This is a genomic window from Streptomyces sp. NPDC087300, assembly GCF_044744425.1.
Lineage (GTDB): Bacteria > Actinomycetota > Actinomycetes > Streptomycetales > Streptomycetaceae > Streptomyces.
Window position 1 is genome coordinate 744,412 of the sequence record NZ_JBIUYI010000003.1, and the last position, 24,035, is coordinate 768,446.

A 24,035-nucleotide genomic window follows, 5' to 3' on the forward strand; every position below is an offset into this window, starting at 1 on the left:
GTATTCAACTTCCGTTACCAGGAGGGCCGTTCGGCCTTCGACCGCGCCGCCCTTCCCTACCTCGGGGGCGCGCGTGCGCGAACTGACCAAAGGTGCCAACACGGCTCTGCCGGCACTCGCCGACGGGGGCGGTTCCTTCATGGCGCGGCTCGGCTGGAGCAGCGCGAGCGGTGAGGGCGACTGTGACGTGTCCGTCCTGCTGCTCCGCGAGAACGGCAGAGTCGGCGGGAACGACGACTTCTACTTCTACAACCGTCCGGTGGCCGCGGACGGGTCCGTCCAGCTGCTCGGTCAGACACCGACCGACAACGGCAGCGAGGACCGGATCAGGCTCGATCTGTCGGCGCTGCCCGGCACGGTGGAGCGCGTGGTCATCGCGGCCAGCCGGTACCGGCGCGCGGGCTTCGGCGAGTTGCAGGACCTCCGGCTCACGCTCACCGGCGGGTCGGGCGACGACCTCGTCGGCTTCGCCATCGCGGGCGCGACCGTCGAGAGCGCCTTCGTCTTCGCCGAGATCTACCGCCGCGCGGGCGAGTGGCGGCTCCGCGCGATCGGTCAGGGGTACGAGACTGGCCTCGCGGGCCTCGCCACGGACTACGGCATCGAGATCGACGAGGACGACGACCAGGACGTACCGCCGCAGCCCGCCTCCGCCGCTCCCGAGACGGCCGCCGACGCTCCTCCGGCACTCCCCGCCCCCGCCGCACCGGCCACCGCGCCCGCCACCGCCTCCCTCGCGCCGCCCGCGCCACCCGTGCCGGGGCCTGCCGCCCCGCAGCCCCGTCGGCTGCGTACGGCGAAGAAGAAGGCCAGGCTCCCGAGGGCACCCGGCAAACCGTCGCTGGCGGAGAACGACGAGTGGCGGACCGCGCGGCTCTTCCCGCTCTCCTCACTGAAGAGCGACAAGGACCGTGAGGTGCGGGCGACGTCCATCCTGCTGTCGGTGATGGCGCAGGTGCCGGAGTTCGGCCGCAGGCTGACGGCCGCCTTCGGCGCGCCCGCGGGCCGCATGGAGACGTTCACCGAGGTCGTCCTGCCGAACGCGGACCACCCCCGGCGCCCCGACGGCGTCATCCGCGTCGAGCGCGCGGGCAAGCTGTGGACGGCCCTCGTGGAGACGAAGACCAACGGCAATCCCCTCAAGGCCGAACAGGTGCGGGACTACCTCGACATCGCGGGGCGCCGCGGCTACGAGGCCGTCATCACGCTCTCCAACGACGTGGCGCTCGACGGCAGTCCGCTCGTGGAGGTCAGGACCGACGCCCGGCGCAGGAACAAGGTCGCGCTGTGGCACCTGTCCTGGGCCGATGTGACACACCAGGCGCAGATGCTGATCCACCACGAAGGAGTCCGCCAGGAGCCGCACGCCTGGCTGCTCCAGGAGCTCCTGCACTATCTCCAGCACGAGAACTCGGGCTGTCACGGCTTCCAGAACATGGGCGCCGACTGGGTCTCGGTCCGCAACGGCATCGACGACGAGACCCTCGTACCGGGCGATCCTCGCGCGGTACGGGTGGTGGAGAGCTGGGAGCGGCTCGTGCGTCAGGTCTGCCTGCGGCTCGGGGGCGAACTCGGCGACAAGGTCGTCCCCGTCCAGCGCGCCAGGCGCGGCACGGATCCGCAGTCGCGCCGCGCGGCGCTCGCCAAGTCGCTGTGCGAGGACGGCCGGCTGCACGCCGAGATCCGGATCGACGGCGCGCCCGGACCGCTGCACCTCGCCGCCGATCTGCGGCTGAGCCGGCTGCGCACGTCGATCGAGGTGCCCGCGCCCGACCAGGGATACCCGCTGACCTGGGTGAAGCGCCTCATGAAGCAGCTGGCGACGGCCCCTGCCGATCTGCACGTCCAGACCCTGCTGCGCGGTGAGGTGCCGGGCCCCAGGGGCACCTTGGACAAGCTCCGCCCGGAGCCCGGAGATCCGCTTCCGTCCCCCGGCGCGGGCTCGGCCGGAGAGATCACGGGATTCCGGCTCTCGCTGTCGCGGACCCTGGGCAGCACCCGCGGCAACGCGGCATCCGGCTTCATCAGGAGCGTCGACTCGGCCGTCGACGTGTTCCATAGAGGGGTGATCACCAGCGTGAGCTGACGCCCGGGGCCGGAACAGGTGGCGGGTGGGCTCGCGGGTGTGGACGAGAGGACGGAGAGAATTTCCATGAAGGGCCATTCCTCGCAGCACGAGGGCGGTTCGCGCCCCGGTACGACACCTCACATCGACGGCGGGACGCTGAACCGGCTCGTGTCCATGTCGGCCGCGATCGACGCCCTGGAGGGCGTGCTCGTCGACGGGCTCGATCCGGAGGGGGAACCGCCGCGCGGGGTCGTGGGCGTGCCCGGTGGGCAGTTGCTGCTGATGCCGTCGGCGACCGCGTCGTACGCCGGGGTGAAGATCGCCACCGTGACGCCCGCCAACGCGGAGCGCGGGCTGCCCCGGATCCAAGGGCTCTATCTCCTGCTCGACGGGGTGACGCACACGCCGCTCGCCCTGCTCGACGGGATCGCGCTGACGTCGCTGCGGACGCCCGCCGTGTCCGGTGTGGCCGTCCGGCATCTCGCGGTGCCCGACGCCGAACGGCTGCTGGTCTTCGGGACGGGGCCGCAGGCGTGGGGGCATGTGGAGGCGGTGCGGGCGGTGCGTCCCGGGCTGCGCCATGTCGACGTGGTCGCGCGGAACGCCGGGCGGGTCGACGCCTTCGTCGACCGCTGCCGCGCCGAAGGGCTCGAAGCCGCCGCGGCGACAGCGCGGGACGTCGCCCACGCGGACATCGTCTGCTGCTGCACCACCGCGCGCGAGCCCCTCTTCGACAGCTCCCTGCTGCCAGGACACGCCACGGTAGCCGCCGTCGGCTCCCACGAGCCGGACGCCCGCGAGGTCGACGCCGCTCTGGTGGGCCGCGCCACGGTGGTCGCGGAGTCCCGGGAAGTAGCCGGGCGCGAGTGCGGCGACCTGCTGCTCGCGGCCGGTGAAGGGGCCTTCGACATGGGGCGGTTGCACACCCTTGACGCCCTGGTGCGGGGCGCGGTGAAGGGCGAGGAGGGGCGGCCCCGGTTGTTCAAGTCGGCGGGCATGGCCTGGGAGGACCTGGCGGTGGCGGCGGCCGCGTACGAGGCGGGGGCCGCCCTCGGGTGAGGGGCGTACGCGCCGGGCCGTTCAGACGACCGTCACCGCGTGCCGCACCACCGCGTCGAAGAGATACCCCTGCGTGTTGTGCGGCGTCGTGCGCGGCTGGGTGCGGCCCGTCGTGTCCGTGGCGCGGGACAGGAGTGTCGTGGGGCCCGGGGTCGTCGGGCGCCACGGCAGGGACCAGCGGGTCCAGGTGTGGCGGTGCGGGGTGTCGTGGAGGTGGGCGCGGTGCCAGGTGGCGCCGTCGTCCGTGCTGACGTCGACCCGGGCGACGGCGCCCGCGCCCGACCAGGCACGGCCGGTGAGGCGGTGGCGGGTGCCCGTGGACAGGCGGGCGTTCCAGGGGAGTTCGAAGGCCGACTTGAGGGTCTGGCGGGTGAGCGGGGCGCTGCCCTGGGGCGGGTAGGCGTCGCCGTACAGGCGGTAGAAGTCCGTGTTCCAGGGCGAGTACAGGGGAGTTGAGGAGACCTCTATGTCGCCGAGCCACTTGATCGAGGCGATGCCGACCCAGGAGGGGACGAGCAGGCGGACCGGGTGGCCGTGGTCCGGGGGCAGGGGGTCGCCGTTCATCTCGTAGGCCAGGATCACGTCGTCCAGGGCCTTGGCGAGCGGCAGCGGGCGGCGGACGCGGCCGAGGTTGGTGCCGTCCGCCGTCACGTAGTCCGCGTCGAGGCCGCGCGGCAGCACGTCCACCGCGCGGCGCGAGAGGCCCGCCGCGCGCAGGACGTGGGAGAGGCGTGCGCCGCGCCAGCGCGCCACGCCGACCGCGCCCAGGGTCCACGCGGTGCCCGAGACCTCCTGGCCCTGCTGGGTGGCGAACAGGCTCCTGCCGTTGCCCGCGCACTCGACGAACGCCGTACGGGAGACGGCGGGCAGCCGCCTGAGGTCGGCGAGCGTGAACTCCCGCGCCCCGCCGGTCAGTCCGTCGCCCCAGACGCGCAGCGCCCAGGTGTCCGCGTCGATGCGGGGCGTCGCCGTGTGGTTGCGTACGAAGAAGTGGGAGACGGGCGTGGTGTGCCCGGTGTCCGCGAAGGACTCGAAGCGCGCCTCGGCGTTCGTGCCGCGGACGGTGAACCGCTCCGGGGGCAGCGGTTTGACGATGCCCGGCGCGGCCGCCCCGGCGACCCCCGCCGCCCCTGCGACCGCCGCCGCCCGCGGCGCCGCGAGCCCCGCGGGGACCGCCGACGCCAGGCCCGCGGCGGCCAGCAGCCGCAGCACGTCCCGGCGTGCGACGCCGTCGGCGCGCGCCTCTCCCGCCAGCCACTGCCGGAGCCGGTGGCGGTCGTACGACGCTTCGGAGGGGGCGCCGCCCACGAGGGGGCGCACGACGGGGTTCGCCTTGCGGCGCGATGCGGACATGGGCGCCACGCTAGGAGGGCGCGGCGCCCCGCGCCCCGCGATCGGGCGGCGCTTCACGGACCGGCAACAAAACCCGGCGGCACCGCGGGGTCAGGGGGTCGTCGAGGACACCACGTAGACCATGGGGTGCTTGGCGTTGGAGCGGTCCACGACGACGTCCTGCGTCGGGGCCGGGTTCTTCTTGTCGTGGGTGAGGCCCGACCACGGTCCCGGGCCCGTGAACTCCCAGCCGACGACCTTCTGGTCGCGCTTGCTGATCGTGATGTCCTTCGGCTCCAGGGCCTCGGTGGAGGTGCCGATCCGCTTGAGGAACTTGGCCAGGCCCTCGTTGCTGGTCAGGAACTGGACGTACAGACGGCTGGTGCGCCAGTTGTTCGTCTCGTAGTAGGCGACTTCCTTGGAGTACGGCGGGATCGGCACGTCGTACAGGCGGCGCTGGACCCGCGACGGCCAGCCCTCGGAGAGGCCGGTCGCGGAGTACTTGCTCTCCTTGTCGCGGCCGCTGTTGCGGCTCTGGTTCGCGGAGATCACCAGATAGCCGGCGGGGATGCCGATCAGGAGCACGATGATCGTCGCCGTCAGCCAGCGGCGGCGGATCATGTGGCGGCGGTCCTCGGTCTTGCCTCCCTCGCGGTCCGGCTGTCCGGCGGCGCCGGGGCGGTCCGGGGGCGAGGGCTGGCGGGGCACGGTCATCTACTGGGTTCCCTGGGAGGTGCGGTCGTTGGAGCGGCGGGCCTCGGCGTAGCGCTCATAGCGTTCGTAGCGCTCCACGCGGCGCCGGTTGGCGCGGCGGAAGCGGCGGGCGACCAGGCGGGCCAGGTCGGCGGCGCCCACCATGCCGGCCTCGGGGCCGAGCTGGGCGCGGGCGATGCGGGCCTCGGGGCGGTAGCCGCGGCCGGTCAGGTGGCGGCGGAAGGCGTCGCGGGCGGGGCCGATCAGGAGGTCGTCGGCGGCCGAGACGCCGCCGCCGATCACGAAGCAGGACGGGTCGAGGGCGGCGGCGAGGTTGGCGATGCCGACGCCGAGCCACTGGCCGATGTCCTGGAGCAGCTCGACGCACATGGCGTCGCCCTCGCGGGCCAGCTCGGTGATGAGAGGTCCCGTGATGTCGGGGACGTTGCCCTTGACGCGCTCGATGATGCCGTACGCCACCGGGGAGTCGGCGGCGGCCAGCTCGCGGGCCTCACGGACCAGCGCGTTGCCGGAGCTGTACTGCTCCCAGCAGCCGCGGTTGCCGCAGGGGCAGCGGTGACCGCCGGGGACGACCTGCATATGGCCGAATTCGCCGGCCACCCCGAACTTGCCGCGCTTGACCTGGCCGTCCTCCAGGATCGCGCCGCCGATGCCGGTGCCGAGCGTGATCATGACCAGATGGTCCTCGCCGCGGGCCGCGCCGAAGCGCCACTCCGCCCACGCGGCGGTGTTCGCGTCGTTGTCGACGAGCACGGGGACCGCGAGGCGTCCCGAGATGCGGTCGCGCAGCGGTTCGTTGCGCCAGGACAGGTGCGGGGCGAACAGGACCCGGTTGCGGTCCGCGTCCACCCAGCCCGCCGCGCCGATGCCCACCGCGTGCACGTCGTGCCGGTCGGAGAGGTCGAGAACCAGTTCGACGATGGTGTCCTCGACGACCTTGGGGCTCTTGGACTTGTCCGGGGTCTCCGTACGCAGGGTCTCCAGGATGTTGCCGTCGGCGTCGACGACACCCGCCATCACCTTCGTACCGCCGATGTCGATGCCGACGGTGGGGACGCGGGGCGCCGTCAGATGGGATCGGCGTTCGCGCGTGCCCACGGTCCGCAGGACGGTGGCTCGTGCGGAGCCGCGGTGCGCGAGGTCGCGGTAGGTGCTCATTGCGGCGATTCTGCCTCACGCTCGCGGGGGCGCGCACAACGGGCACGGGGCGGGCGCCCCCGTCGGGGGCGCCCTGCAGGGGTGTGGGGAACCGTGCGCTCCGGGCAGGAAAAGCCGCGGTCGCGTCTGCCGGGCCACCGAGCAGACGCGACTGCGGCTTGTTCGTGGTTGCTCGCGCAGTTCCCCGCGCCCCTTACGAGGCGCGGTCCTCCAGTTCGTGACGGAGGTCGTCCAGTTCGGAGCCGCCCGCCATCTGGCGGGTCAGTTCGTCGAGGGTGATCTCGTCGCGGGCGTAGCTGCCGAACATCGCGCCGCGCTTGAGGAGCACGAAACGGTTGCCGACCAGATAGGCGTGGTGGGGGTTGTGCGTGATCAAGACCACGCCGAGGCCCTGGTCCCGCGCGGCGGCGACGTACTTCAGGACCACGCCGGACTGCTTGACGCCGAGCGCGGCGGTCGGCTCGTCCAGGACGAGCACCTTCGCGCCGAAGTAGACGGCGCGGGCGATCGCCACGCACTGGCGCTCGCCGCCCGAGAGCGTGCCGATGGGCTGGTCCACGTCGCGCAGGTCGATGCCCATGCGCAGCAGCTCCGCGCGGGTCGTCTCGCGCATCCGGTCGACGTCCATGCGGCGGAAGGGGCCCACGCCCTTCGTCGGCTCGGAGCCGAGGAAGAAATTGCGCCAGACCGGCATCAGCGGGACCACCGCGAGGTCCTGGTAGACCGTGGCGATGCCCAGGTCGAGGGCCTCGCGCGGGGAGCCGAGCCGGGTGTCCTCGCCCTCGATGCGCAGGGCGCCCGCGTCGTGCTGGTGCAGCCCCGCGATGATCTTGATGAGGGTCGACTTGCCCGCGCCGTTGTCGCCGAGCACACAGGAGATTTCCCCCGCGTGCACTTCGAGCGACACGCCTTCGAGGGCGCGGATGTTCCCGTAGTACTTACTGACGTCGTCCAGCTCGACGAGCGGGGTGCGCTCCCCCGCGGGGGCCGCGTCGGCCTTGATCGCGTCCGTGGTCACTTCGTCGCCTCCGCGCGCTTGCGGACCCAGTGGTTGAGCAGGGTCGCCAGGAGCAGCATCACTCCGAGGAAGAACTTGAACCAGTCCGGGTTCCACTCGGCGAACACGATGCCCTTGCTGACCATGCCGAAGATCAGCGCGCCGACGGCGGCGCCGACCGCCGAGCCGTAGCCGCCGGTGATCAGACAGCCGCCGATGACGGCCGCGATGATGTAGATCAGCTCGTTGCCGACGCCTTCGCCGGACTGCACGACGTCGTACGAGAAGAGCAGGTGCTGGCCGGAGACCCAGGCGCCGAAGGCGACGCCCATGTAGAGGCCGATCTTGGTCGCGGCGACCGGGACGCCGACCGCGCGGGCCGCGTCCTCGCCGCCGCCGACCGCGAAGATCCAGTTGCCGACGCGGGTGCGCAGCAGGATCCAGGTGGCGACGGCGATCAGGGCCAGCCACCAGACGATGGTGATCTTGAAGTCGACGCCGCCGATCGTGATCGTCGAGGCGAAGACGTCCTGGGCGGAGGAGAAGCCCTCCATGTCGGAGATCGACTTCGTCGAGACGGTGCCGCTGATCAGCTTGGTGAAGCCGAGGTTCATACCGGTCAGCATCAGGAACGTGCCGAGCGTGATGATGAAGCTCGGCGGGTCCGTGCGGGTCAGCATCACGCCGTTGAAGACGCCGACCGCGAGGGTCGCGATCAGCGAGACCAGGACGCCGACCCAGACGTTCGCGGTCATCTGGTAGCTGAACATCGACGAGATCAGCGCGGACGTCGTCACCATGACGCCCGCCGACAGGTCGAACTCGCCGCCGATCATCAGCAGCGCCACCGGCACCGCCATGATGCCGATCGTCGACGCCGCGTAGAGCACCGTGGCCAGGCTGGTGGCCTGGAGGAAGCTGTCCGCGACGATCGAGAAGAAGACGAACACGGCGATGGCGCCGACGACCGAGCCGAGCTCGGGGCGGCCCATCAGCTTCTTCAGCGGCGACGTCTTCAGCAGCCGCTCGTCGCTCTTGGTCCCCGGCGACGGCGCGGGGGCTGGTGCGGTCGCTGTCATCGGGTCCCTCGCTTCGCGTATTCCTCCAGCTCGGCGGCCTGGTCCTTGGTGATGATCTGGGGACCGGTGAGGACGGGCTTGCCGCCGCCGAGCACGTCGGCGTTGTACTTGTACAGCCACAGCAGGTCCACGGCCTCGTACCCCTGGAGGTAGGGCTGCTGGTCGACGGCGAAGCCCAGCGCACCGGACTTCAGGCCCGCGGCGACCTTCTCGTTGAGGTCGAACGTGTCGACCTCCGCCTTGCTGCCCGCGCCCTCCTTGGCCTTCACCGCGGCGTCCGCGAAGGGCGCGCCGAGCGTGACGACCGCGTCGAGGGACTTGTCGGTCTGCAGCCTGGCCTCGATGGAGGACTGCACGTCGGGCATGTTGGTGCCCGTCACGTAGAGGTTCTCCAGCTTGCCGTCGAAGGTCTTCTTGGCGCCCGCGCAGCGCTGCTCGTGGCCGACGTTGCCCTGCTCGTGCAGGATGCAGAGCGCCTTCTTCTTGCCGCGCTTGTTGAGCTCGTCGCCGACGGCCTCGCCCGCGATCGTCTCGTCCTGGCCGATGTGAGTGAGCGCGCCGAACTCCTTGGACTCCGCGGAGCCCGAGTTCACCGTGATCACCGGGATGCCGGCCTTCTTCGCGCGGGCCAGGGCGCCCTTCATCGCGTCCGGCTTGGCCAGCGTGACGATGATCCCGTCGACCTTCTTGTCGATGTAGGAGTCCACGAGCTGGGCCTGCTGCTGGGCCTCGTCGTCATGGGCGTACAGGAACTTGATGTTGTCCTTGACCGCGGCCTGCTTGGCGCCGCTCTGGACGATGTCCCAGAAGGTGTCGCCGTCACCCGAGTGCGTCACCATCCCGAAGGTCCAGCGCGGCGTGTCCACCGCGGCCCGTCCGCCGGCGGCCGCCGCCTTGCGGGCGTCCTCGGCACGCTTGCCTCCGGTGCTGCTGCATCCCACCAGGGAGGCTCCGAGCACCGCCACCAGCACGGCGCCCACGGCGCGTACCCCTGTCTTCACCCTTGCCACGACGCCGTGCCCTTCTCGTTCTGCTCCTCGGTGCGGCCGGTCCGGATCCCCGGCCCCGGCCGCCCAAGTATCGACCACGCGGATCACGCTCGTGTCCATCGGGTACCGCGGCGCGTGGTCATCGCGTTCCCCTGGCCGTGTACTTCTCCAGCTTCGGCACGTCCTTGGAGGTGACGATCGCGGGACCGGTGAGGACCGGACGGCCGCCGCCGATGACGTTCGCGTTGGTCTTGTAGAGCCACAGTTCGTCGATGGAGAGGTAGCCCTGGAGGTAGGGCTGCTGGTCGACGGCGAAGCCGACCTCCTTGGCCTTGAGGCGCTTGACGACCTCGGCGTTCAGGTCGAACGTGTCGATCTCCGCCTTGCCGCCCGCGTCCTCCTTGGCCTTCACCGACACGGCCGCGATCGGCGCGCCGAGGGCCACCACCGCGTCGATGTCCTTGGACGCCTGGAGCTTCGCGCTGATCGAGGACTGCGCGCCGGGCGCGTTGGTCCCCTCGACGTTCAGGTTCTCGACCGACCCGTCGAAGGTCTTCTTCACGCCCGCGCAGCGCTGCTCCAGGGAGACGTTGCCCTGCTCGTGGATGACGCACAGGGCCTTCTTCTTGCCGCGCTTGTCGAGCTCGTCGCCGACGGCCTCGCCCGCCACCGACTCGTCCTGGCCGATGTGGCCGATCGCCCCGAACCGCGCGGAGAACTCGCCGCCCGAGTTGATCGTGACGACCGGGATCCCGGCGGCCTCCGCCTCGGCGAGGACGGACTTCATCGCCTCGGGCTTGGCCAGGGTCACGACGATCCCGTCGACCTTCTTGTCCACGAACGACTGGACGAGTTCGGCCTGCCCCTTGGCCTCCTTGTCGTTGGCGTAGAGGAACTCGACGTTGTCCTTGCGGGCGGCCTGCTTGGCGCCGCTCTGGACGATGTCCCAGAAGGTGTCGCCCTCGCCGGAGTGGGTCACCATCGCGATCTTGAGGCGGGGCGTGTTCACGCCCTTCCCTCCCCCGCCGCCGTCCCCCGACTTGTCCTCGTCGTCCTTGCCGCCGGAGCTGCTGCAGCCGACGGCCAGCGCGAGCACCGCTACGAGGGCTGCGGCCGTGCGGGCTGTACGCATGGGACCACCTCTTCTCCCGGCCGCCCGATTGCGGCTGGGGGAGTTCTAGCGGCGGGCGCACGGCAGCGTCAATGCATTTGTCAGAACATTCGGACGACCGTGAGCAGGTTGACACCTACGGCCGGGCGAGGAGGGCTACGGCCGTACGAGGAGCTGGAACTCGAAGGAGTACCGCGAGGCCCGGTACACGTGCGAGCCGAACTCGACCGCCCGGCCCGTGTCGTCGAAGGTCGTGCGCCGCATGGTCAGCAGCGGGGCGCCCGCCCCCGGCTCGGCGAGCCGCTCGGCCTCCTCGGCGGTCGCGGCGCGCGCCCCCACGGACTGGCGCGCGCTGTGCAGGGTGAGGCCCGCCGCGCGCATCAGCCGGTAGAGCCCGGTGGCTTCGAGCCGCTCGGTGTCGAGGTCGAGGAGCCCGCCGGGGATGTGGTTGGTCAGATACGCCATGGGCTCCCCGTGGGCCAGACGCAGCCGCTCGACGAGGTGCACCTCGTCCCCCTCGGCGACCCCGAGCGCCGCCGCGACCTCGGCGGACGCGGCCTCGACGGTGTTGCGCAGGACGCGGGTCTCGGGCCGCTGGCCCGCCGCCTCCAGGTCGTCGAAGAGGCTGCTCAGCTCCAGGGGGCGCTTGACCTGGCTGTGTACGACCTGGGTGCCGACGCCTCTGCGCCGCACGAGGAGGCCCTTGTCGACGAGGGACTGGATGGCCTGGCGGACGGTGGGCCGGGACAGGCCGAGCCGTCCCGCGAGTTCGATCTCGTTGCCGAGGAGGCTGCCGGGGGTCAGGGCGCCGCGCTCGATCGCCGCCTCCAGCTGCTGGGCCAGCTGGAAGTAGAGCGGGACCGGGCTGCTGCGGTCGACGCCGAGGCGCAGCGCGACGGTGGGGTCCTTGACCGGCTTGTCCTGGGCTGCTTTGGCGACTGGTTTGGACACGGGGCGAGCGTAGTCCCAGGAGATGATGACGGGAAGTTCTGAAGTTCTGTTGTCAGGACAAAATATGGACTGGTCGCGACCCGCACTCATGTCCCTGACCAGCGATGGAGCACCGAAGAGCCCCCTTGGAGTGATCTCCGAGGGGGCTCTTTCGCAGCCCGGGGGACAAACGGGGGACAGTGCGTCAGGCGGCCCCCGTGGCCCCATCCAAGGCCACAGAGGGAAAGACAGGCGAAGACGGCGGCCGCCTTCGCCGTTCTGATCAGGCTCGTTGGCTTCGGGCGTCGTCGCCTCATTTGCTGCGGAGGCGGCAGGTTCCCCTTCCATCCCTGCAGGCATGACATGGAGCTCCTCCGGGAGGGGCTGCTCAACCGTTTTACGGCGCGGTACGAGCTCGACGGGTGCGTTCGCTGCTGCCTGCTCGAACTGCGGCATCAATGAGGTGTAGGTGTCCGCGGTGAGCTGATAGCTGCTGTGGCTGAGTAGGGCCTGGATTGCCTTCATGGACAGGCCGGCGGCGAGGCTCAGGGATGCGGCGCAGTGCCGGAGGTCGTGAAGCCGGATGGGTGGCATGCCAAGGCGTTTGATGAAGCGTTCAAAGGCTTGGGAAACGTTGCTGGGGTGATGAGGGCTGCCGTCGGCTTGAGTGAAAACCTTGCCGGAGTGAATGTACGGGCCGTACTTGGCGGGGTTGTCGCGGTGCTTCTGCTCCCACTCTGTTTGCTGGGCATTCTGCACATCACGCCAGGCTTTAAGTAGGGCGAAGGTCGCGTGGTCAAGGGTGAGGGTGCGTTTGGCTGCGCGGCTCTTGAGAGTGTCTTTCCATACCTCGTAGGCGGTGTTGGTGGTCAGTTGCTCAACGATTCTGGCGGTGCCGTGGGTCATGTCGACTTCGGTCCAGGGCAGGCCTGTTGCTTCGCCGCGACGTGGGGCGCGGAAGACCATGAGGTGCCACATGATGTACATGGGGTGGTCGACTGCGGCGTCGAGGAATTCACCGGTCTGTTCGGGGGTCCACACCATGACGGGACTGGGCTTCTCCCCGGTGAGCCTTCAGCGTGCGATGCGTTCGTCGGTCCAGACGAGGGCTTCGGGGCGTTGGTACTTGGGGAGGGTGACGTGCTTGGCCCAGTTCTCGGTGATCAGCTTTTCGGTGACGGCGTCGCCGAGGGCTGATGCGAGGGTGTTCTTGTACTTCCTCTGTGTGGCAGGGCCGGTGTCCTGGCGAGGTTTGCTGCGTGCTGCTTTGAGGGCGGCTTTGGCTGCGTCCCATCGCTGACGGAGGTGACGGGGGCGGGGCACCGGGGCTTGCTTCCATGCTCGGTAGGCGTCGTCGCATTCGGCTCTGGCCTGCTGGGCTGCGATCCGGTTGGCCTCCTTGACGGTGTTGAATGCCCAGACCTGTTTGAACATCTCCTGGATGTGGCGTTCACGTAGTTCGCGCATAGTGAGGTGGCCGAGTGCGGGTATGAAGACGTGGTCGATGGAGATGCGGTAGTCCTCGCGGGTGCCGCGCTTGAGGTCGGCTCGTTTGTCGAGCCAGCGATTGAGGTAGGCGGCGACGGTTTCTTTGGAGTCGACGTCGATGCCGTCGGTGGCTTCGTCCCAGAGTTTCTGTGCTGCCTCTTGGGCCTTCTTGGAGGTGGCGAAACCGCCTTTGCGGGGTCGGCGGCGTTCACCTCCGGGGCCGTCGGGGAGGTTGAGGTAGTAGTACCAGGAGCCGTGGTCGCGCTTTTTCAACTGCGGGCATGCGGAGCCGAGTTCCCGGACCTTGGGCGTGCCGTTCGCGCTGAGGATCGGCTGACCGTTGTCGTCGAGTTTCGGTTCGGTGCACTTGCACCGGCGGTAGGTGCTGCCGTTGAACACGTTGGGTCCCCCGGTTTGGGCTGGATCATCCGTACGTGTCCTGATCTTGCTGTAGCGAAGGAGCCGCTTCCTTGGGCGCCGTATGCTTCCGGTCAGGTGGCGCGGGGAAGAGGGATGTGACCACCTATGACCTCATCTGTGACTACGCATGCTGCGCCTGCCCGCACACGGGGTGGGATGTCGGTTGAGGAGCTGCGGTCGCTGCCGGTTGCGGTGAGTGTGGCGACGGCTGCGCGGGCGTTCGGGATCGGTACGGACCAGGCGTATGCGTTGATCAAGGCAGAGAAGTTCCCGGCGAAGACGATCCCTGTGGGCGAGACGCAGAAGGTGGCGACGCTGAGCTTGTGGGAGGCCCTGGGGGTGTCGTAGCGGGGTGCGGCGTGGGCTTGGGAGGCCCGGCCGCTTGTCCTGTCGGACTGCTGTCTGGGCCTTCCCTTTTTGGGGGCGCGCGACGCTGCGACCAGCCTTATTGGGGCGTCGCCCATGCGTGAGCGGTCGTCGTGACGTACCTCACGACTCGTGATCGGACGGAGACGCATGGCACGGCTGACCGGCTATCTGAGTCGCCGCGGGGGGCTTCACCCCAAGGAGGCGACAGGCCTGCGCAAAGCCACCTCGCTGCTGTTCGACCAGCAGAGCAGGGCCGAGGCGTGCCGGTGGATGAACGCTCAGGGGTATCGCACCACGCACGGCAACGAATGGGCGCCCGAGGTGTTGGTGCGCGTGCTGAGCAACCCCCGCATGGCGGGGCTGGACGATGAGGGCGAGCCCATCGAGGGTTTCGGTGAGACGGTACTGACGCCGGACGAATACCGGCGCCTACTCGCCCTGTTCGCCGAGCAGGCGGAACAACAGCCGCCAGCGCGCGAGGCATTCGACTACCTCCTGACTGAAGGGCTGTCGGAATGCGGCCTGTGCGAGTGGAACATGGTGGGTACGCGGGTGAGCAGTGGAGGCGACCCGACCTACCGCTGCCCTCCACCTCGTGCGGGCCAAGCATCATGCGGCCGGGTCCGGATCAACGCCGACCGGCTCGAAGACTCTGTGGGCGAGGAAGTACTTGCCGAGCTGCTCCGACCCGGCACCCAGGAACGGCTGGTGCACCTACTGGCCGACCTCCGCGCGGAAGCTGAGCAGCTGAGGGCACACGCCGAAGGGGCGGAGCAGCGGTTCGCGGAGTTGCGGAAGATGCGCGATGTGCTGGTGCCTTCGGCGTACGAGGCCGCCGAGAAGGCGACCCGGCAGGACATGCGTGATGCACGGAGTCGCCTGCGCTACCTGGAACAACTGGTTGACGTTCCGATCGCGGACGTTTGGGACTTGGCCGCGTGGTGGAAGTCTGCGCCTCGAAAGTGGCAGCGGGCCTTGGTCGGCGTGTTGATCGTCAAGGTGCGCGTCCTTGCATCGGGACGCGGCAGGCACCGTGACCCCAGCGCCCGACTGCGGATCGATTGGCGCTGAACGCCCACAGACTTCCTGGGCCTGTGTGCACCCGGGCTGATTCCTGACGTTTCGCCAGCAGCACGGTGGGCGGCTTACGGGATCGCCGCCGATCTCTTCGGCGTGAGCTTCCCCCGAGATGCGGAGTCTGCTGACAGTGGGTCAGATGGTTCTCATGAGAGGAACATCTACCATGGCCGCTCCCCGGAAATACTCGCTGGAGTTGCGTGAGCGTGCGGTGCGGATGCATCGCACCACCGAGCCGAAGCCGCAGATCAAGAAGCTCGCCGTCCAGCTCGGTGTGCATCCGGAGGCTCTGCGCGGCTGGATCCGCCAGGCCGAGCGGAATGCCGGCGAACGCGACGACGGCCTGACCACCGACGAACGTGCCGAGCTGACCGTGCTGCGCAAGGAGAATGCCCAACTCAAGCGGGCGAATGAGGTGCTGCGGACGGCGTCCGCTTTTTTCGCGGCCCAGCTCGACCCGACCCGGCCCAGGTGACGGCGCTCGTTGACGAGCAGCCCAGCCTGGAGGTCGCGAGCACCCCAGCCTGGAGGTCGAGTGCGTACTCCGGGAACTGCACATCGCCTCCTCCACCTACTACCGCTGGCGCCGCGCCGAACGCGAGCCGTGCGAGCGTCGTCGTCGCGACGCCGAGTTGACCGAGCAGATCCGCCAGATCCATGCGGACTCGGGCGGCAACTACGGCTCGCCGCGGGTGCACGCCGTCCTCAAGCGCGAGGGCGTGGCCGTCGGCCGCAAGCGGGTCGAGCGGCTGATGCGCGAGGACGGGCTCGCCGGAATCAGCCCGCGCCGCAAGAGCCGCGGCTTCACCCGCCGTGACCCGAAGGCCACGCTCGCCCCGGACCTCGTCAACCGGGACTTCACCGCGCCGGCCCCGAACCGGCTGTGGGTCACCGACCTCACCATGATCGCTACCCGTGAGGGCCCGCTGTGGCTGTCCGCGATCCGGGACGCGTTCTCGCGGCGGGTGGTGGCCTGGGAGACCTCCGCCCGCGCGGACGCCGACCTGGTCCTCGCCACGCTCGAGTACGCCCTCGCCTCCCGCGAGGTCGAACCCGGCAAGCTCATCCATCATGCCGATCACGGCTGTCAATACACGTCCATCAAGCTCACAACTCGCCTGGTCCATGCCGAGTCAACGTCCGCCTCACCACGTAGGACACGGTCTTAGTGCTCCCTGCGCCCGTAGGGATGTTCCCAGCAAGACGGGGGTCGTCCAGGTGTCCGTCGAGTGCTCCCCGCGCCCGCGGGGATGTTCCCGCTTCACACCTCCGCACCACATCCCCTCCCCCGTGCTCCCCGCGCCCGCGGGGATGTTCCCGAACAGGAACGTGGCGAGCGTCGTGGTGAGGTCTGCTCCCGTCGCCCGCGGGACTGATCCCTAAAGAAGCGCCAGACCAGCACCTTCGTGCGCTGTCATCATGACGTGCTCCTCGGCTCGGCCGGTCAGCCCGCGAGCGGCCTGTTCTCGCTGCCCAGTTGATGTCGACCGACAGGAACGGACAGGGCTGCCGCCACGGCACGTGCTGTGTAACTCCAATCCGGCAGGGTGGTGCGGCGCATGCCAGCGGCCCGCCGAAGTCGGTCGCGAAGCTCACCGTCGGTGAGCCAGGCGCGCAAGCCATCTGCCCAGTCCGCAACCACACCCGGCGGGAGGAGGAGCCCAGGGTGCTCGCCGGCAGGTGTCTTTCCTAGAGCCTCGGGGATACCGCCCACGTTCGACGCGATCGCGGGAACCGCGCGGGAAAGGGCTTCTTGCACAATAAGTCCGAAGCTCAGGCCACCAGCCCGTCCAACAGCACCACGGACTGCTCGGGCAGCGCCTGAAGGACCCCCGACAGGTGACGCTGGTCCTCGTCAGTGCCGCGCGGCCACGAGCCTGGCACCTGGTGGGAGCGCACCGTCCAGCCGAGCTCCCGAAGTTGGACCGCCAACTCGGCGTCGTAGCGATTCCCGCCGCTCGGTCGTGTCGGGTCGTCGATCCCTGCCGGAACGATGAAGTCCACGACACTGGGTGCTGCAGTCACAGAGGTTCTCGCTGAGGCAGTCGGTGCGCCTGACGAAACACAGGCAACCCAATCGGTCGGTGCGAGTTCAGGTCTCGATGCCTGACATCTCTATGGGAACGTTTAGTGGGGCTTCGTCAGCATGGGAGCGAAGCATCGGGCCAGTGACTTCGATCGGCGCGTCCAGGCCATCGAGGAGCGCAACGATCCGGTCAACATTGGTGAGGCGGCGTCTGCCCGATTCGAGTAGGGACAGGAAGGATTGACTGAGCTCGGTGAGGGTGGCCATGTCCTCCTGCCGGAGCTCGCCGAGTTCGCGGATGAGACGGCATAGAGTTCCGAAGTCCCGTTGGATCAGGGCGCTGTTCACGTCCCTGTGCTGCCATACGCGTTCTGGAACGCAGGGCACCATCGGCTCTGCGGTCCTTGCTTCACGGCCGCATCCGCTGCACAGATCAGCGGAGTTGTACCTGCTCAGCCAGCAGGAGCAGCGGATACACCGGCGTACTCCCGGCGCGACCACAGGCACCTCGGTGGCTTGCGTCGCCAGCACGGTCATCCACTCCTCCACGGAACAGGCCATCAACCTGAAGAGCACCTGATTGGTGCAGGTACCAGTAAGCCGTGGCCGCGAGCAGTTGACAGTGGACAGGGTTAACAACCGGCCTCGTTAACTGTTACCCCCCCCCACGTCAGCCCAGGGATAACGTCATGATGGGCTCCTGGTGAGCTGGGATCGCGGAGGGGCCTATGGGGGCGAGGAGCAAGCTACAGGCGGCCCGACTGCGTGCTGACTGGACACAATCTGAGCTGATCGACGCTTTGGTCGCCGCCGCGGATCGACTGGGCGTGGCATCGCCGTCACCGTCCAGTTGGAAGACCCTCATCTCGATGTACGAGAACGGGCGGCGTCCAGTCAGCCCGGACCATCGGCCCTTGTTCCGTGAGGCATACCAGGCCACGGACGAGGAGCTCGGCTTCCCGATCTCGGCGAAGATACCGGAGCTCCAAACGGCTCCGCCTTCAACTCTGTTGCGAAGCAAACTGCCTGTGCCGGTGAATCCGGAGATGCTCAAGTACCTGACATCGGTGCTTGATCAGCACGCGCAGGCCGAGCCGCTGGTCGGTCCGCTGTTCCTCGTTGCACCTGTCGAGGCGCAGGTGCCTCTGATTGAGCAGATGTGCTTGGAGGCGTACGGGCCACTGCGGGAGAGAGTGCTGCGTCTCGGCGCCCGGTACACCGAGTTTCTGGGCTGGCTGTACCAGGACTCGGGCAACCCTGACGAGGCCATGAAGTGGACGAGCCAGGCCATGGACTATGCCCAGGAGCTGAACGACTCGTCGCTCATGGCATACATCTTTCAGCGGCGAAGCAACATCGCCACGGAGGCCGGGTATGCCGGGCACGGGGCTGGCCTCGCCAGCGCGGCCCTACGGTATTCACCGGATCTCTCCCCCCGCGTTCGTGCGGTTGTCCTGCGTCAGCTGGCGAACAGCAAGGCCAGTCTGGGCGAACATACCGAGGCTATGCGGGCCATCGATCAAGCTCTGGAAGCCGCGGCCCAGGGGGACGACGGTGATCCAATGGCCGGGTACTGCTCCGTCGCCTACGTCGAGATGGAGGGAGCCAACTGTGATCTCCAGCTGGAGAGGCCGGAGAACGCGGTCGGTACCTTCAGTGAAAGCTTGCAGCACTGGCCGACGGTACAAGAGCGTGATCGCGGGCTGTGCCTGGCGCGGTTGGCCACAGCAGACGCCACCATGGGCAATGTGGAGGGCGCACACGTCGCAGCCCAGCAGGCGCTCGGTATCGCTGAACAGACCGGTTCAGCTCGTATCCGAGATCAGCTGTTCCGTCTACAGCCCCGTCTTGCGCCGTGGCGCAAGCTGGTGGAAATCTCCGAGCTGAACCGGGCGCTCGACAGATTGAAGGGCGCCGCCGTGTAGTACGAGCGAAGGAGCACCGTGAACCTGCTGCCGACTGCTACCAGCACCGACGTCGAGGAGCAGCAGCCCCGGGTCGCCGTCCTCCCTGTCGGCTCCTTCGAACAGCACGGCCGCTACCTGCCGCTGACCACAGACACAGCGATCGCCTGCATCATCGCCCGAGCAATCGCCGACGCCTATCCGGTGCATCTGCTGCCTCCCATCACCGTGTCGTGCAGCCACGAGCACGGCTCCTGGCCAGGCACAGTGAGCATCAGCGCCAAGACCTTGTTCGCGGTGATCGACGACATCCAAGCGTCACTCGCACGCTCCGGGATCGAGAAGCTGGTGATCGTGAACGGACACGGCGGAAACTACGTGCTCTCCAACGTGGTCCAGGAGGCGAACGTCGACGGTCCTCGCATGTCACTGTTCCCCCTCAGCTCCGACTGGGAGCGGGCCAGGCAGCACGCTGAGCTAGTCTCCGACCGGCACAGCGACATGCACGCCGGGGAGATCGAGACCTCGCTCCTCTTGCATGCCGCACCAGAGCTGGTGCGGCCCGGATACGAGAGCGCAGATCACGACGGCGGAGCACGGCGATTTCTCCTGACCTTCGGCATGGGCGCCTACACCGACTCTGGCGTGATCGGCTACCCCTCGCACGCAACGGCTGCCAAGGGAAAGGCCGTGCTGGCCAGCCTCACGGATGCCTTCGCCGAGCACCTCAATGCCCTTGGTGAACCCTCGGCAGGTCGTCTCGTCGGCGACTGACCTATCGGCAGCCCGACGGCCCGAGCGACCAGCTCGACAGGATTCGCGGATGACACCTACAGGCTCAATCTGTCCGCGAGTTCGTTGGCACACTGGGTGCTCGGTGCCTCTTGAGATAGTCAGCGCGGTGCGGGTCTGGTGGAGGGCAGTAGGTCAACTGGCGCTGCTCCAGCCGGAGCCGTCGCAGCGGAACTCAGGGCCAAGGTTATGGTGAGGTCCGTTGCGGATGGGCAGACTTGGGGCGGAGTTGGCGAGTGGGAGATGCGGGCCGTCGGCCGCTGCCCCTGAGGGTGGATGCGGATCGCTGGATGACTGTCAGGGCTCAGCGGAAGGTGCTTGGCGTGGTGCACAACATCACGTCGGCTACTCGGCTCGTAGACCTACTAGCTACCTTCGCGGGTGACGAGCGGGTCCAAGTCATTTTCTCCTGCACCGAGTCGTCCGCCCTTGACGGCGGAACATCCGAGTTTCTGCACTCCCGAGGAATGCTAACCATTCCATGGGATGTCGCCATTTCGGAGAAGTTTGACCTCGCCCTTGCCACTAATCGGGGTGGAGATTTGCATCAAATCCCCTTCCCGCTCATTGGCTCACCACACGGCGCTGGCTACAATAAACAATTGAGCCGGGAGCCGGGAGCCGGGAGCCGGGAGCCGGGAGCCGGGAGCCGGGAGCCGGGAGCCGGGAGCCGGGAGCCGGGAGCCGGGAGCCTTTGGGCTCAGCGAGGAATGGCTGACACACAACGGGAACGTGGTCCCGTCAGCGATTGTTCTGTCCCATAAAGAGCAGCTTGAGCGCCTTGCACTGTCGTGCCCGCAGGCAGTTCCCGCCGCTGTCGTGGCGGGCGACCCCTGCATTGACCAGCTGCGCGCCAGTCTGCCTTTTCGTGAGAGCTATCGTCGCGCCTTGGGGCTGCAGCCGGGACAGCAACTCGTAGTCGTGTCCTCTACCTGGGGAGACGGTTCGCTGCTCGGCTCTCCACAGGCCGACGTTCTCCGCCGCACGCTGGCCGAACTTCCGATTGAGGAATTTCGCACACTTGCAGCAATTCACCCCAATGCATATTACGGACACGGGGCCTGGCAGCTGCAAAGCTGGCTGGCGCCCCTTCTGGACTCTGGCCTCCTTCTTCCGGCACCGGAAAGCGATACCTGGAAAGCCGCACTCTGCGCGGCAGATTTCCTCCTCGGCGACCACGGTTCGTTGACTATGTACGGCACTTCGTTGGGGATCCCGTGCATTTTTGGGGCTTTTGAAGAATCAAAGGTGGCAGCACGTTCTCCCATGGAGAGACTCGGCAAGTTGCTTCCCCGCGTGTCCAGCGCCTATCCACTTCGGCCTCAGCTTGCCGCTGTGAACAATCAGCGCAATGATCCGAGTCTGCAGGAAGTGGGGCAGACGGTCACGTCGGAGCCAGGTCGTTCCATCGAGTTGCTGCGGCGCCTGTTCTATTCCTGGCTGCAATTGGACGAACCCGAGCACCCCGCAACCGTGACCGCAGTCCCCGTGCCGACGCAGCCATCCGAGCACCGAGCCCCGCATATCCCTCATGAAGAGGCTGTGTTCGTCACCGCTACCGTGACGGATGGCAGCCGTGGACCGGACGATGGCGAAGTGACCGTACGCCGCTATCCCGCCGCCCGGCAGCGCGGTCAGGGGCAGCACCTTGCCTCGGCGCACCTGGCCGCCGATCGTGACGACCCGGACCGTAGGTGGCCTCGTGCCGCAGATGTCCTCCTGGTTCCCCAAGAGCGCGTGTCCGGCCCGGGCGATGATCCGTGGTTCGAGTACGAGGCGTCGTCCGCCGGCTGTGGCCTGGTCGCCGCGGAGACCACGGAGCAGGGCTGCTTGGCTGTTCTGCGCGACGGCAGAAGGCTGCGGGGTCACTGGCTACGCCGTCCCGAGTGGGCGACGTTCGCCCTGGCCGCATCGGCCCTCTACGCATGGGATACAAGGATCCAGGCACCGGAGGACGAACGAGTTCTCGGTGAGAGGGCCGAACGGATCGTTGTGCGGGCAGGCGATCTGCGCGATTCAGGGCTGCTGGAGGTGGCCGAAGTCCGAGTACGTTCCCGTCGATAGCTCTCTCGGGTGCCGCGCAGTTCGGGTTGCGGGCCGCTCCCGCTGCTTCCTGCTACTGCTCCCCTCCCTGGCCCTCTTCGTCCAGGAGCTGCTGTGCTTCGTCCTCGCGGCGGCTTCCGGCCTTCTTGTAGAGCTCACGTGCCGATGTCCAGTCGGCGACTGCTCGACCGTTCTCGCCCAACTCCCGGTGGATGCGCCCCCGTAGGAGGAGGGCTGTCGCAGTCCAGTACTCGGAGCCCGCGCCCTCCATGCCATCCACTGCCGAGTCCAGTACTGCGAGGGCTTCGTGCGGCTGGCCGCACGCGTGGCGGTCCTCGCCACGAAGTAGCTGTGCCTTGGCGATGTTGAAACGGTCCGGGCCAGCCGGAAGAGATGTGAACTGGTTTTCGGCGCCGCGCAGTTCGCGGTCGGCGTCGTTGTGCCGCTCCAATCTCGTGTATGTGCCGCCGATGTGCATGGCGAGGAGGGCCTGCCCCCGCGGGTGGTCGATCCCTTCCAGGGCTGCTCGTGCGTCGTGGAAGAGATCGAGCGCCTGGTTCGGGCGCTTCAGCTTCCGCTCGAGAAGGCCCAGCCCCTCCAGAACACTCGACTCCGTGCGTCGCTCGCCCTCGCTGCGCCCTGGCGTACCGGGCCTCACCAGGCTCAGCGCCCGTTCGAAGAACTCGCGAGCGAGGCGGGGATCGCTCTCTTCAATGGCCCAGCGGTCGAGGTGGGCGAATGCCAGCTCGAAGGACATGCGGGCTGCCGCCATCATGTCTCCGGACTCCTCCGCCGCAGCAAGCCCAGTGATGCGTGATTCAATCCACCTGGAATGACTACCCGTCTTCAAGCAGTACGTCCACGTGGCCTGCGCCAGCCGCCATGCCTCGGTGTGGAGTCCCGCTTCGGCGGCTAGGTCCACGGTGGCGAAGATGATTGCTTGGCGGCGCCCCAAGTCACTTAGAACGTCCGCCTCTTCGCGCTCCTTCGTCTCCTCTACCGTGAAGACATTCATGGGATCGTGGCGCCAACGTGAGGACAGCGTCGCTTCCCCCTTCTCGGCGATGTGCAGCACGTGATGGACGATCCGCCGCCGTACAGCCGCCCGCTCACGCGCGTCCTCGTCGCGCTCCGCAGCCATCAACGCGTGATCGTGGACCAAGGCAGGCAGGCGGTACGCGTCGATTCCCCGCACTTCCACCAGACCTGCTGAGACAAGTGAGTTCATCGCAGCCCGCACTTCAGGGGCGGGCCAGTCCGAGGTCAGCGCGTACACGATGTCCAGCTGGAACTCTTCATTCACCAGCAGACCAAGGCGACGGTAGAGCTGTGCCGTTTGCAGGGCCATCCGCTGGTAGGAGAGGTCTAAGGCTTCGGGGAGCGGGTTCATGTCGCCCATGTGTAGAAGCTCCTGTCGCGTCGTCCGGTCGGCGAGCTGAGCGGTGACGTCCTCGAGAACACCGGGGATCGGTGATCTCAGCTGCTCCGCGACAAGGCGCAGGGCCAGCGGCAGTGCCCCCACGTACTGGACGATCGGCTTGAACCGTGTCGGGTCCTCCGAAGTCCGGGTCAGCTTCACCAGGAGATCCAGGGCATGCTCGTCCGGCAGGGGCGAGACACGAAGCGGGCGGACGTTCCTGACCACCGTGTGGAGGCCGTGCGGCTCCTGCTGCCCTGTCATCAGGACCACCCCGTAGGGCTGGTCCGTCAGCAGGTCTCGCACCTGACGTGCGGTGGTGACGTTCTCCAGCACGAAGACCACCGGCCGGTCACCGAGCCTGCGGCGAACCAGCCAGGCCAGGTCTGAGACGTCGGATGACCGCCCCTCCGTGGCCGCTCCCAGCTGCTGCAGCCACCGTTCCAGCACAGCTGATGCCTCCGGGATCCTGCCCTGGCGCAAGCCGAGGTCGGCCCGGAGTACTTCCCCTACGAAGACGTCCCGGTGCAGGTGGACCCACTGAAGCGCCGTACTGCGCTTGCCCACTCCGGGGATGCCGCTCAGGAAGAACGCCGTCCCGACGCCGGCTTCCTGGCACATACGCCAGTGCTCATCCATCTCTCGAAGGAGTGCGCTGTTGTTGACGTAGGACAGCAATGCCGTGGAAGCCCAGACGGGGTTCTCGTTCATCAGCGCCTCGCCGATGGCTTCGCGCCCTGCGCGGACCGCGGAATGCTGGTCGGTCAACAGGAGTTCCGCTTGCCCGGTCAGCTCCTCGCGCATCTCAGCAAGAGTTTCCTCGTCCCCCGCCGCCTGTGCCTCCCTGACCCGGCGGCGGGTCTGCTCCAGTTCGGGCTCGGTATCACCGTCCTGCGTGGAGGTTCCTCTCCGGAACAGAGTCGCAACCTTGGTCTTCGCCCATCCCACGGAGTCCTGGGTGAGAGTTGCGATCAAAGTAGTGACCAAGACGCCCGCGAGCGCGGAAAGCTCCGGATCCACTGCACCCCCACGATAGGTCCCACCTGCTGTCCTTCTCACCGT

General features: G+C 68.3%; 22 protein-coding genes and 1 pseudogene. 9 read left to right on the forward strand and 14 right to left on the reverse strand.

Annotation, left to right across the window (positions count from 1 at the left end; genetic code table 11):
* The first annotated feature begins 82 nt into the window (after positions 1 to 82).
* Together ACIO9J_RS14120 and ACIO9J_RS14125 are read left to right on the forward strand one after the other, a co-directional pair.
* Positions 83 to 2,086, forward strand: coding sequence for a TerD family protein (locus tag ACIO9J_RS14120; RefSeq protein WP_401998600.1), 2,004 nt, complete (start codon positions 83 to 85; stop codon positions 2,084 to 2,086).
* Positions 2,087 to 2,152: 66 nt separating this feature from the next.
* Complete coding sequence (locus ACIO9J_RS14125; RefSeq protein ID WP_401997604.1) at positions 2,153 to 3,127, forward strand: ornithine cyclodeaminase family protein; 975 nt, start codon at positions 2,153 to 2,155, stop codon at positions 3,125 to 3,127.
* 21 nt (positions 3,128 to 3,148) lie between these two features.
* Here the strand turns inward: ACIO9J_RS14125 and ACIO9J_RS14130 are convergent, their stop codons facing one another.
* The 10 genes and pseudogenes from ACIO9J_RS14130 to ACIO9J_RS14175 form a co-directional block, all read right to left on the reverse strand.
* Positions 3,149 to 4,480, reverse strand: coding sequence for a sulfite oxidase (locus ACIO9J_RS14130; RefSeq protein WP_401997607.1), 1,332 nt, complete (start codon positions 4,478 to 4,480; stop codon positions 3,149 to 3,151).
* Positions 4,481 to 4,570: 90 nt separating this feature from the next.
* Positions 4,571 to 5,173 carry a sugar kinase gene (locus tag ACIO9J_RS14135; protein ID WP_401997609.1) on the reverse strand — a complete coding sequence of 201 codons (603 nt, stop codon included), beginning with the start codon at positions 5,171 to 5,173 and terminating at the stop codon, positions 4,571 to 4,573.
* Positions 5,174 to 6,331, reverse strand: coding sequence for an ROK family glucokinase (locus tag ACIO9J_RS14140; protein WP_401997612.1), 1,158 nt, complete (start codon positions 6,329 to 6,331; stop codon positions 5,174 to 5,176). It lies immediately after the preceding gene.
* A 193-nt stretch (positions 6,332 to 6,524) separates the two neighbouring features.
* Positions 6,525 to 7,334 (reverse strand): ATP-binding cassette domain-containing protein, encoded by an 810-nt coding sequence (locus tag ACIO9J_RS14145; RefSeq protein WP_401998603.1) that lies wholly within the window; start codon positions 7,332 to 7,334, stop codon positions 6,525 to 6,527.
* Between the two features lie 11 nt (positions 7,335 to 7,345).
* Positions 7,346 to 8,407, reverse strand: coding sequence for an ABC transporter permease (locus ACIO9J_RS14150; RefSeq protein ID WP_401997615.1), 1,062 nt, complete (start codon positions 8,405 to 8,407; stop codon positions 7,346 to 7,348).
* Entirely contained in the window at positions 8,404 to 9,417 is a 1,014-nt protein-coding gene (locus tag ACIO9J_RS14155; RefSeq protein ID WP_401997618.1) for a sugar ABC transporter substrate-binding protein, read from the reverse strand. The genes ACIO9J_RS14150 and ACIO9J_RS14155 overlap by 4 nt, the downstream gene beginning before the upstream one ends.
* Positions 9,418 to 9,535: 118 nt before the next feature.
* Complete coding sequence (locus tag ACIO9J_RS14160; RefSeq protein WP_401997621.1) at positions 9,536 to 10,528, reverse strand: sugar ABC transporter substrate-binding protein; 993 nt, start codon at positions 10,526 to 10,528, stop codon at positions 9,536 to 9,538.
* Positions 10,529 to 10,663: 135 nt separating this feature from the next.
* Positions 10,664 to 11,524, reverse strand: coding sequence for a GntR family transcriptional regulator (locus tag ACIO9J_RS14165; RefSeq protein ID WP_401998606.1), 861 nt, complete (start codon positions 11,522 to 11,524; stop codon positions 10,664 to 10,666).
* Positions 11,525 to 11,953: 429 nt separating this feature from the next.
* A pseudogene (locus ACIO9J_RS14170) lies at positions 11,954 to 12,481 on the reverse strand (tyrosine-type recombinase/integrase); the annotation flags it as partial.
* A 30-nt stretch (positions 12,482 to 12,511) separates the two neighbouring features.
* Positions 12,512 to 13,324, reverse strand: coding sequence for an Arm DNA-binding domain-containing protein (locus ACIO9J_RS14175; protein ID WP_401997624.1), 813 nt, complete (start codon positions 13,322 to 13,324; stop codon positions 12,512 to 12,514).
* A 177-nt stretch (positions 13,325 to 13,501) separates the two neighbouring features.
* Between ACIO9J_RS14175 and ACIO9J_RS14180 the strand changes: the two genes are divergently transcribed.
* The 4 genes from ACIO9J_RS14180 (at position 13,502) to ACIO9J_RS14195 (ending at position 15,960) form a co-directional block, all read left to right on the forward strand.
* Entirely contained in the window at positions 13,502 to 13,693 is a 192-nt protein-coding gene (locus ACIO9J_RS14180) for a DNA-binding protein (RefSeq protein ID WP_401997626.1), read from the forward strand.
* Between the two features lie 168 nt (positions 13,694 to 13,861).
* The gene (locus ACIO9J_RS14185) at positions 13,862 to 14,785 is read left to right on the forward strand and encodes a recombinase zinc beta ribbon domain-containing protein (RefSeq protein ID WP_401997629.1); all 924 of its coding nucleotides are present in this window, start codon (positions 13,862 to 13,864) and stop codon (positions 14,783 to 14,785) included.
* A gap of 172 nt (positions 14,786 to 14,957) precedes the next feature.
* Positions 14,958 to 15,266 carry a transposase gene (locus tag ACIO9J_RS14190; protein ID WP_401997632.1) on the forward strand — a complete coding sequence of 103 codons (309 nt, stop codon included), beginning with the start codon at positions 14,958 to 14,960 and terminating at the stop codon, positions 15,264 to 15,266.
* A 49-nt stretch (positions 15,267 to 15,315) separates the two neighbouring features.
* Positions 15,316 to 15,960 carry an IS3 family transposase gene (locus ACIO9J_RS14195; RefSeq protein WP_401998608.1) on the forward strand — a complete coding sequence of 215 codons (645 nt, stop codon included), beginning with the start codon at positions 15,316 to 15,318 and terminating at the stop codon, positions 15,958 to 15,960.
* A gap of 275 nt (positions 15,961 to 16,235) precedes the next feature.
* Here ACIO9J_RS14195 and ACIO9J_RS14200 read toward each other — a convergent pair whose 3' ends face one another.
* The 3 genes from ACIO9J_RS14200 to ACIO9J_RS14210 all read right to left on the reverse strand — a co-directional run bounded on the left by ACIO9J_RS14200 (position 16,236) and on the right by ACIO9J_RS14210 (position 17,165).
* Positions 16,236 to 16,568 carry a glycosyltransferase gene (locus tag ACIO9J_RS14200; RefSeq protein WP_401998611.1) on the reverse strand — a complete coding sequence of 111 codons (333 nt, stop codon included), beginning with the start codon at positions 16,566 to 16,568 and terminating at the stop codon, positions 16,236 to 16,238.
* Positions 16,565 to 16,816, reverse strand: a complete 252-nt coding sequence (locus tag ACIO9J_RS14205; protein ID WP_401997634.1) for a hypothetical protein — start codon at positions 16,814 to 16,816, stop codon at positions 16,565 to 16,567. Before ACIO9J_RS14205 ends, ACIO9J_RS14200 begins: the two co-directional genes overlap by 4 nt.
* Before the next feature lie 67 nt (positions 16,817 to 16,883).
* Complete coding sequence (locus ACIO9J_RS14210; protein ID WP_401997637.1) at positions 16,884 to 17,165, reverse strand: helix-turn-helix domain-containing protein; 282 nt, start codon at positions 17,163 to 17,165, stop codon at positions 16,884 to 16,886.
* A gap of 521 nt (positions 17,166 to 17,686) precedes the next feature.
* Here ACIO9J_RS14210 and ACIO9J_RS14215 point away from each other — a divergent pair.
* From ACIO9J_RS14215 to ACIO9J_RS14225, 3 genes are all read left to right on the forward strand, one after another.
* On the forward strand, positions 17,687 to 18,742 hold the full coding sequence (locus tag ACIO9J_RS14215; RefSeq protein WP_401997639.1) for a hypothetical protein: 1,056 nt from the start codon (positions 17,687 to 17,689) through the stop codon (positions 18,740 to 18,742).
* Between the two features lie 18 nt (positions 18,743 to 18,760).
* Positions 18,761 to 19,495: a creatininase family protein gene (locus tag ACIO9J_RS14220; RefSeq protein WP_401997642.1), complete on the forward strand. Its 735-nt coding sequence runs from the start codon at positions 18,761 to 18,763 to the stop codon at positions 19,493 to 19,495.
* Positions 19,496 to 20,245: 750 nt separating this feature from the next.
* On the forward strand, positions 20,246 to 21,577 hold the full coding sequence (locus tag ACIO9J_RS14225) for a hypothetical protein (RefSeq protein ID WP_401997645.1): 1,332 nt from the start codon (positions 20,246 to 20,248) through the stop codon (positions 21,575 to 21,577).
* A gap of 52 nt (positions 21,578 to 21,629) precedes the next feature.
* Here the strand turns inward: ACIO9J_RS14225 and ACIO9J_RS14230 are convergent, their stop codons facing one another.
* Positions 21,630 to 23,993 (reverse strand): hypothetical protein, encoded by a 2,364-nt coding sequence (locus ACIO9J_RS14230; protein WP_401997648.1) that lies wholly within the window; start codon positions 23,991 to 23,993, stop codon positions 21,630 to 21,632.
* Positions 23,994 to 24,035: the final 42 nt, after the last annotated feature.

Bases quoted from the DNA above. Each gene is read 5' to 3' on its own strand.
- ACIO9J_RS14125 (WP_401997604.1), top strand. From the start codon at position 2,153: ATGAAGGGCCATTCCTCGCAGCACGAGGGCGGTTCGCGCCCCGGTACG.
- ACIO9J_RS14130 (WP_401997607.1), bottom strand. From the start codon at position 4,480: ATGTCCGCATCGCGCCGCAAGGCGAACCCCGTCGTGCGCCCCCTCGTG.
- ACIO9J_RS14135 (WP_401997609.1), bottom strand. From the start codon at position 5,173: ATGACCGTGCCCCGCCAGCCCTCGCCCCCGGACCGCCCCGGCGCCGCC.
- ACIO9J_RS14140 (WP_401997612.1), bottom strand. From the start codon at position 6,331: ATGAGCACCTACCGCGACCTCGCGCACCGCGGCTCCGCACGAGCCACC.
- ACIO9J_RS14150 (WP_401997615.1), bottom strand. From the start codon at position 8,407: ATGACAGCGACCGCACCAGCCCCCGCGCCGTCGCCGGGGACCAAGAGC.
- ACIO9J_RS14160 (WP_401997621.1), bottom strand. From the start codon at position 10,528: ATGCGTACAGCCCGCACGGCCGCAGCCCTCGTAGCGGTGCTCGCGCTG.
- ACIO9J_RS14180 (WP_401997626.1), top strand. From the start codon at position 13,502: ATGTCGGTTGAGGAGCTGCGGTCGCTGCCGGTTGCGGTGAGTGTGGCG.
- ACIO9J_RS14185 (WP_401997629.1), top strand. From the start codon at position 13,862: ATGGCACGGCTGACCGGCTATCTGAGTCGCCGCGGGGGGCTTCACCCC.
- ACIO9J_RS14190 (WP_401997632.1), top strand. From the start codon at position 14,958: ATGGCCGCTCCCCGGAAATACTCGCTGGAGTTGCGTGAGCGTGCGGTG.
- ACIO9J_RS14215 (WP_401997639.1), top strand. From the start codon at position 17,687: ATGTACGAGAACGGGCGGCGTCCAGTCAGCCCGGACCATCGGCCCTTG.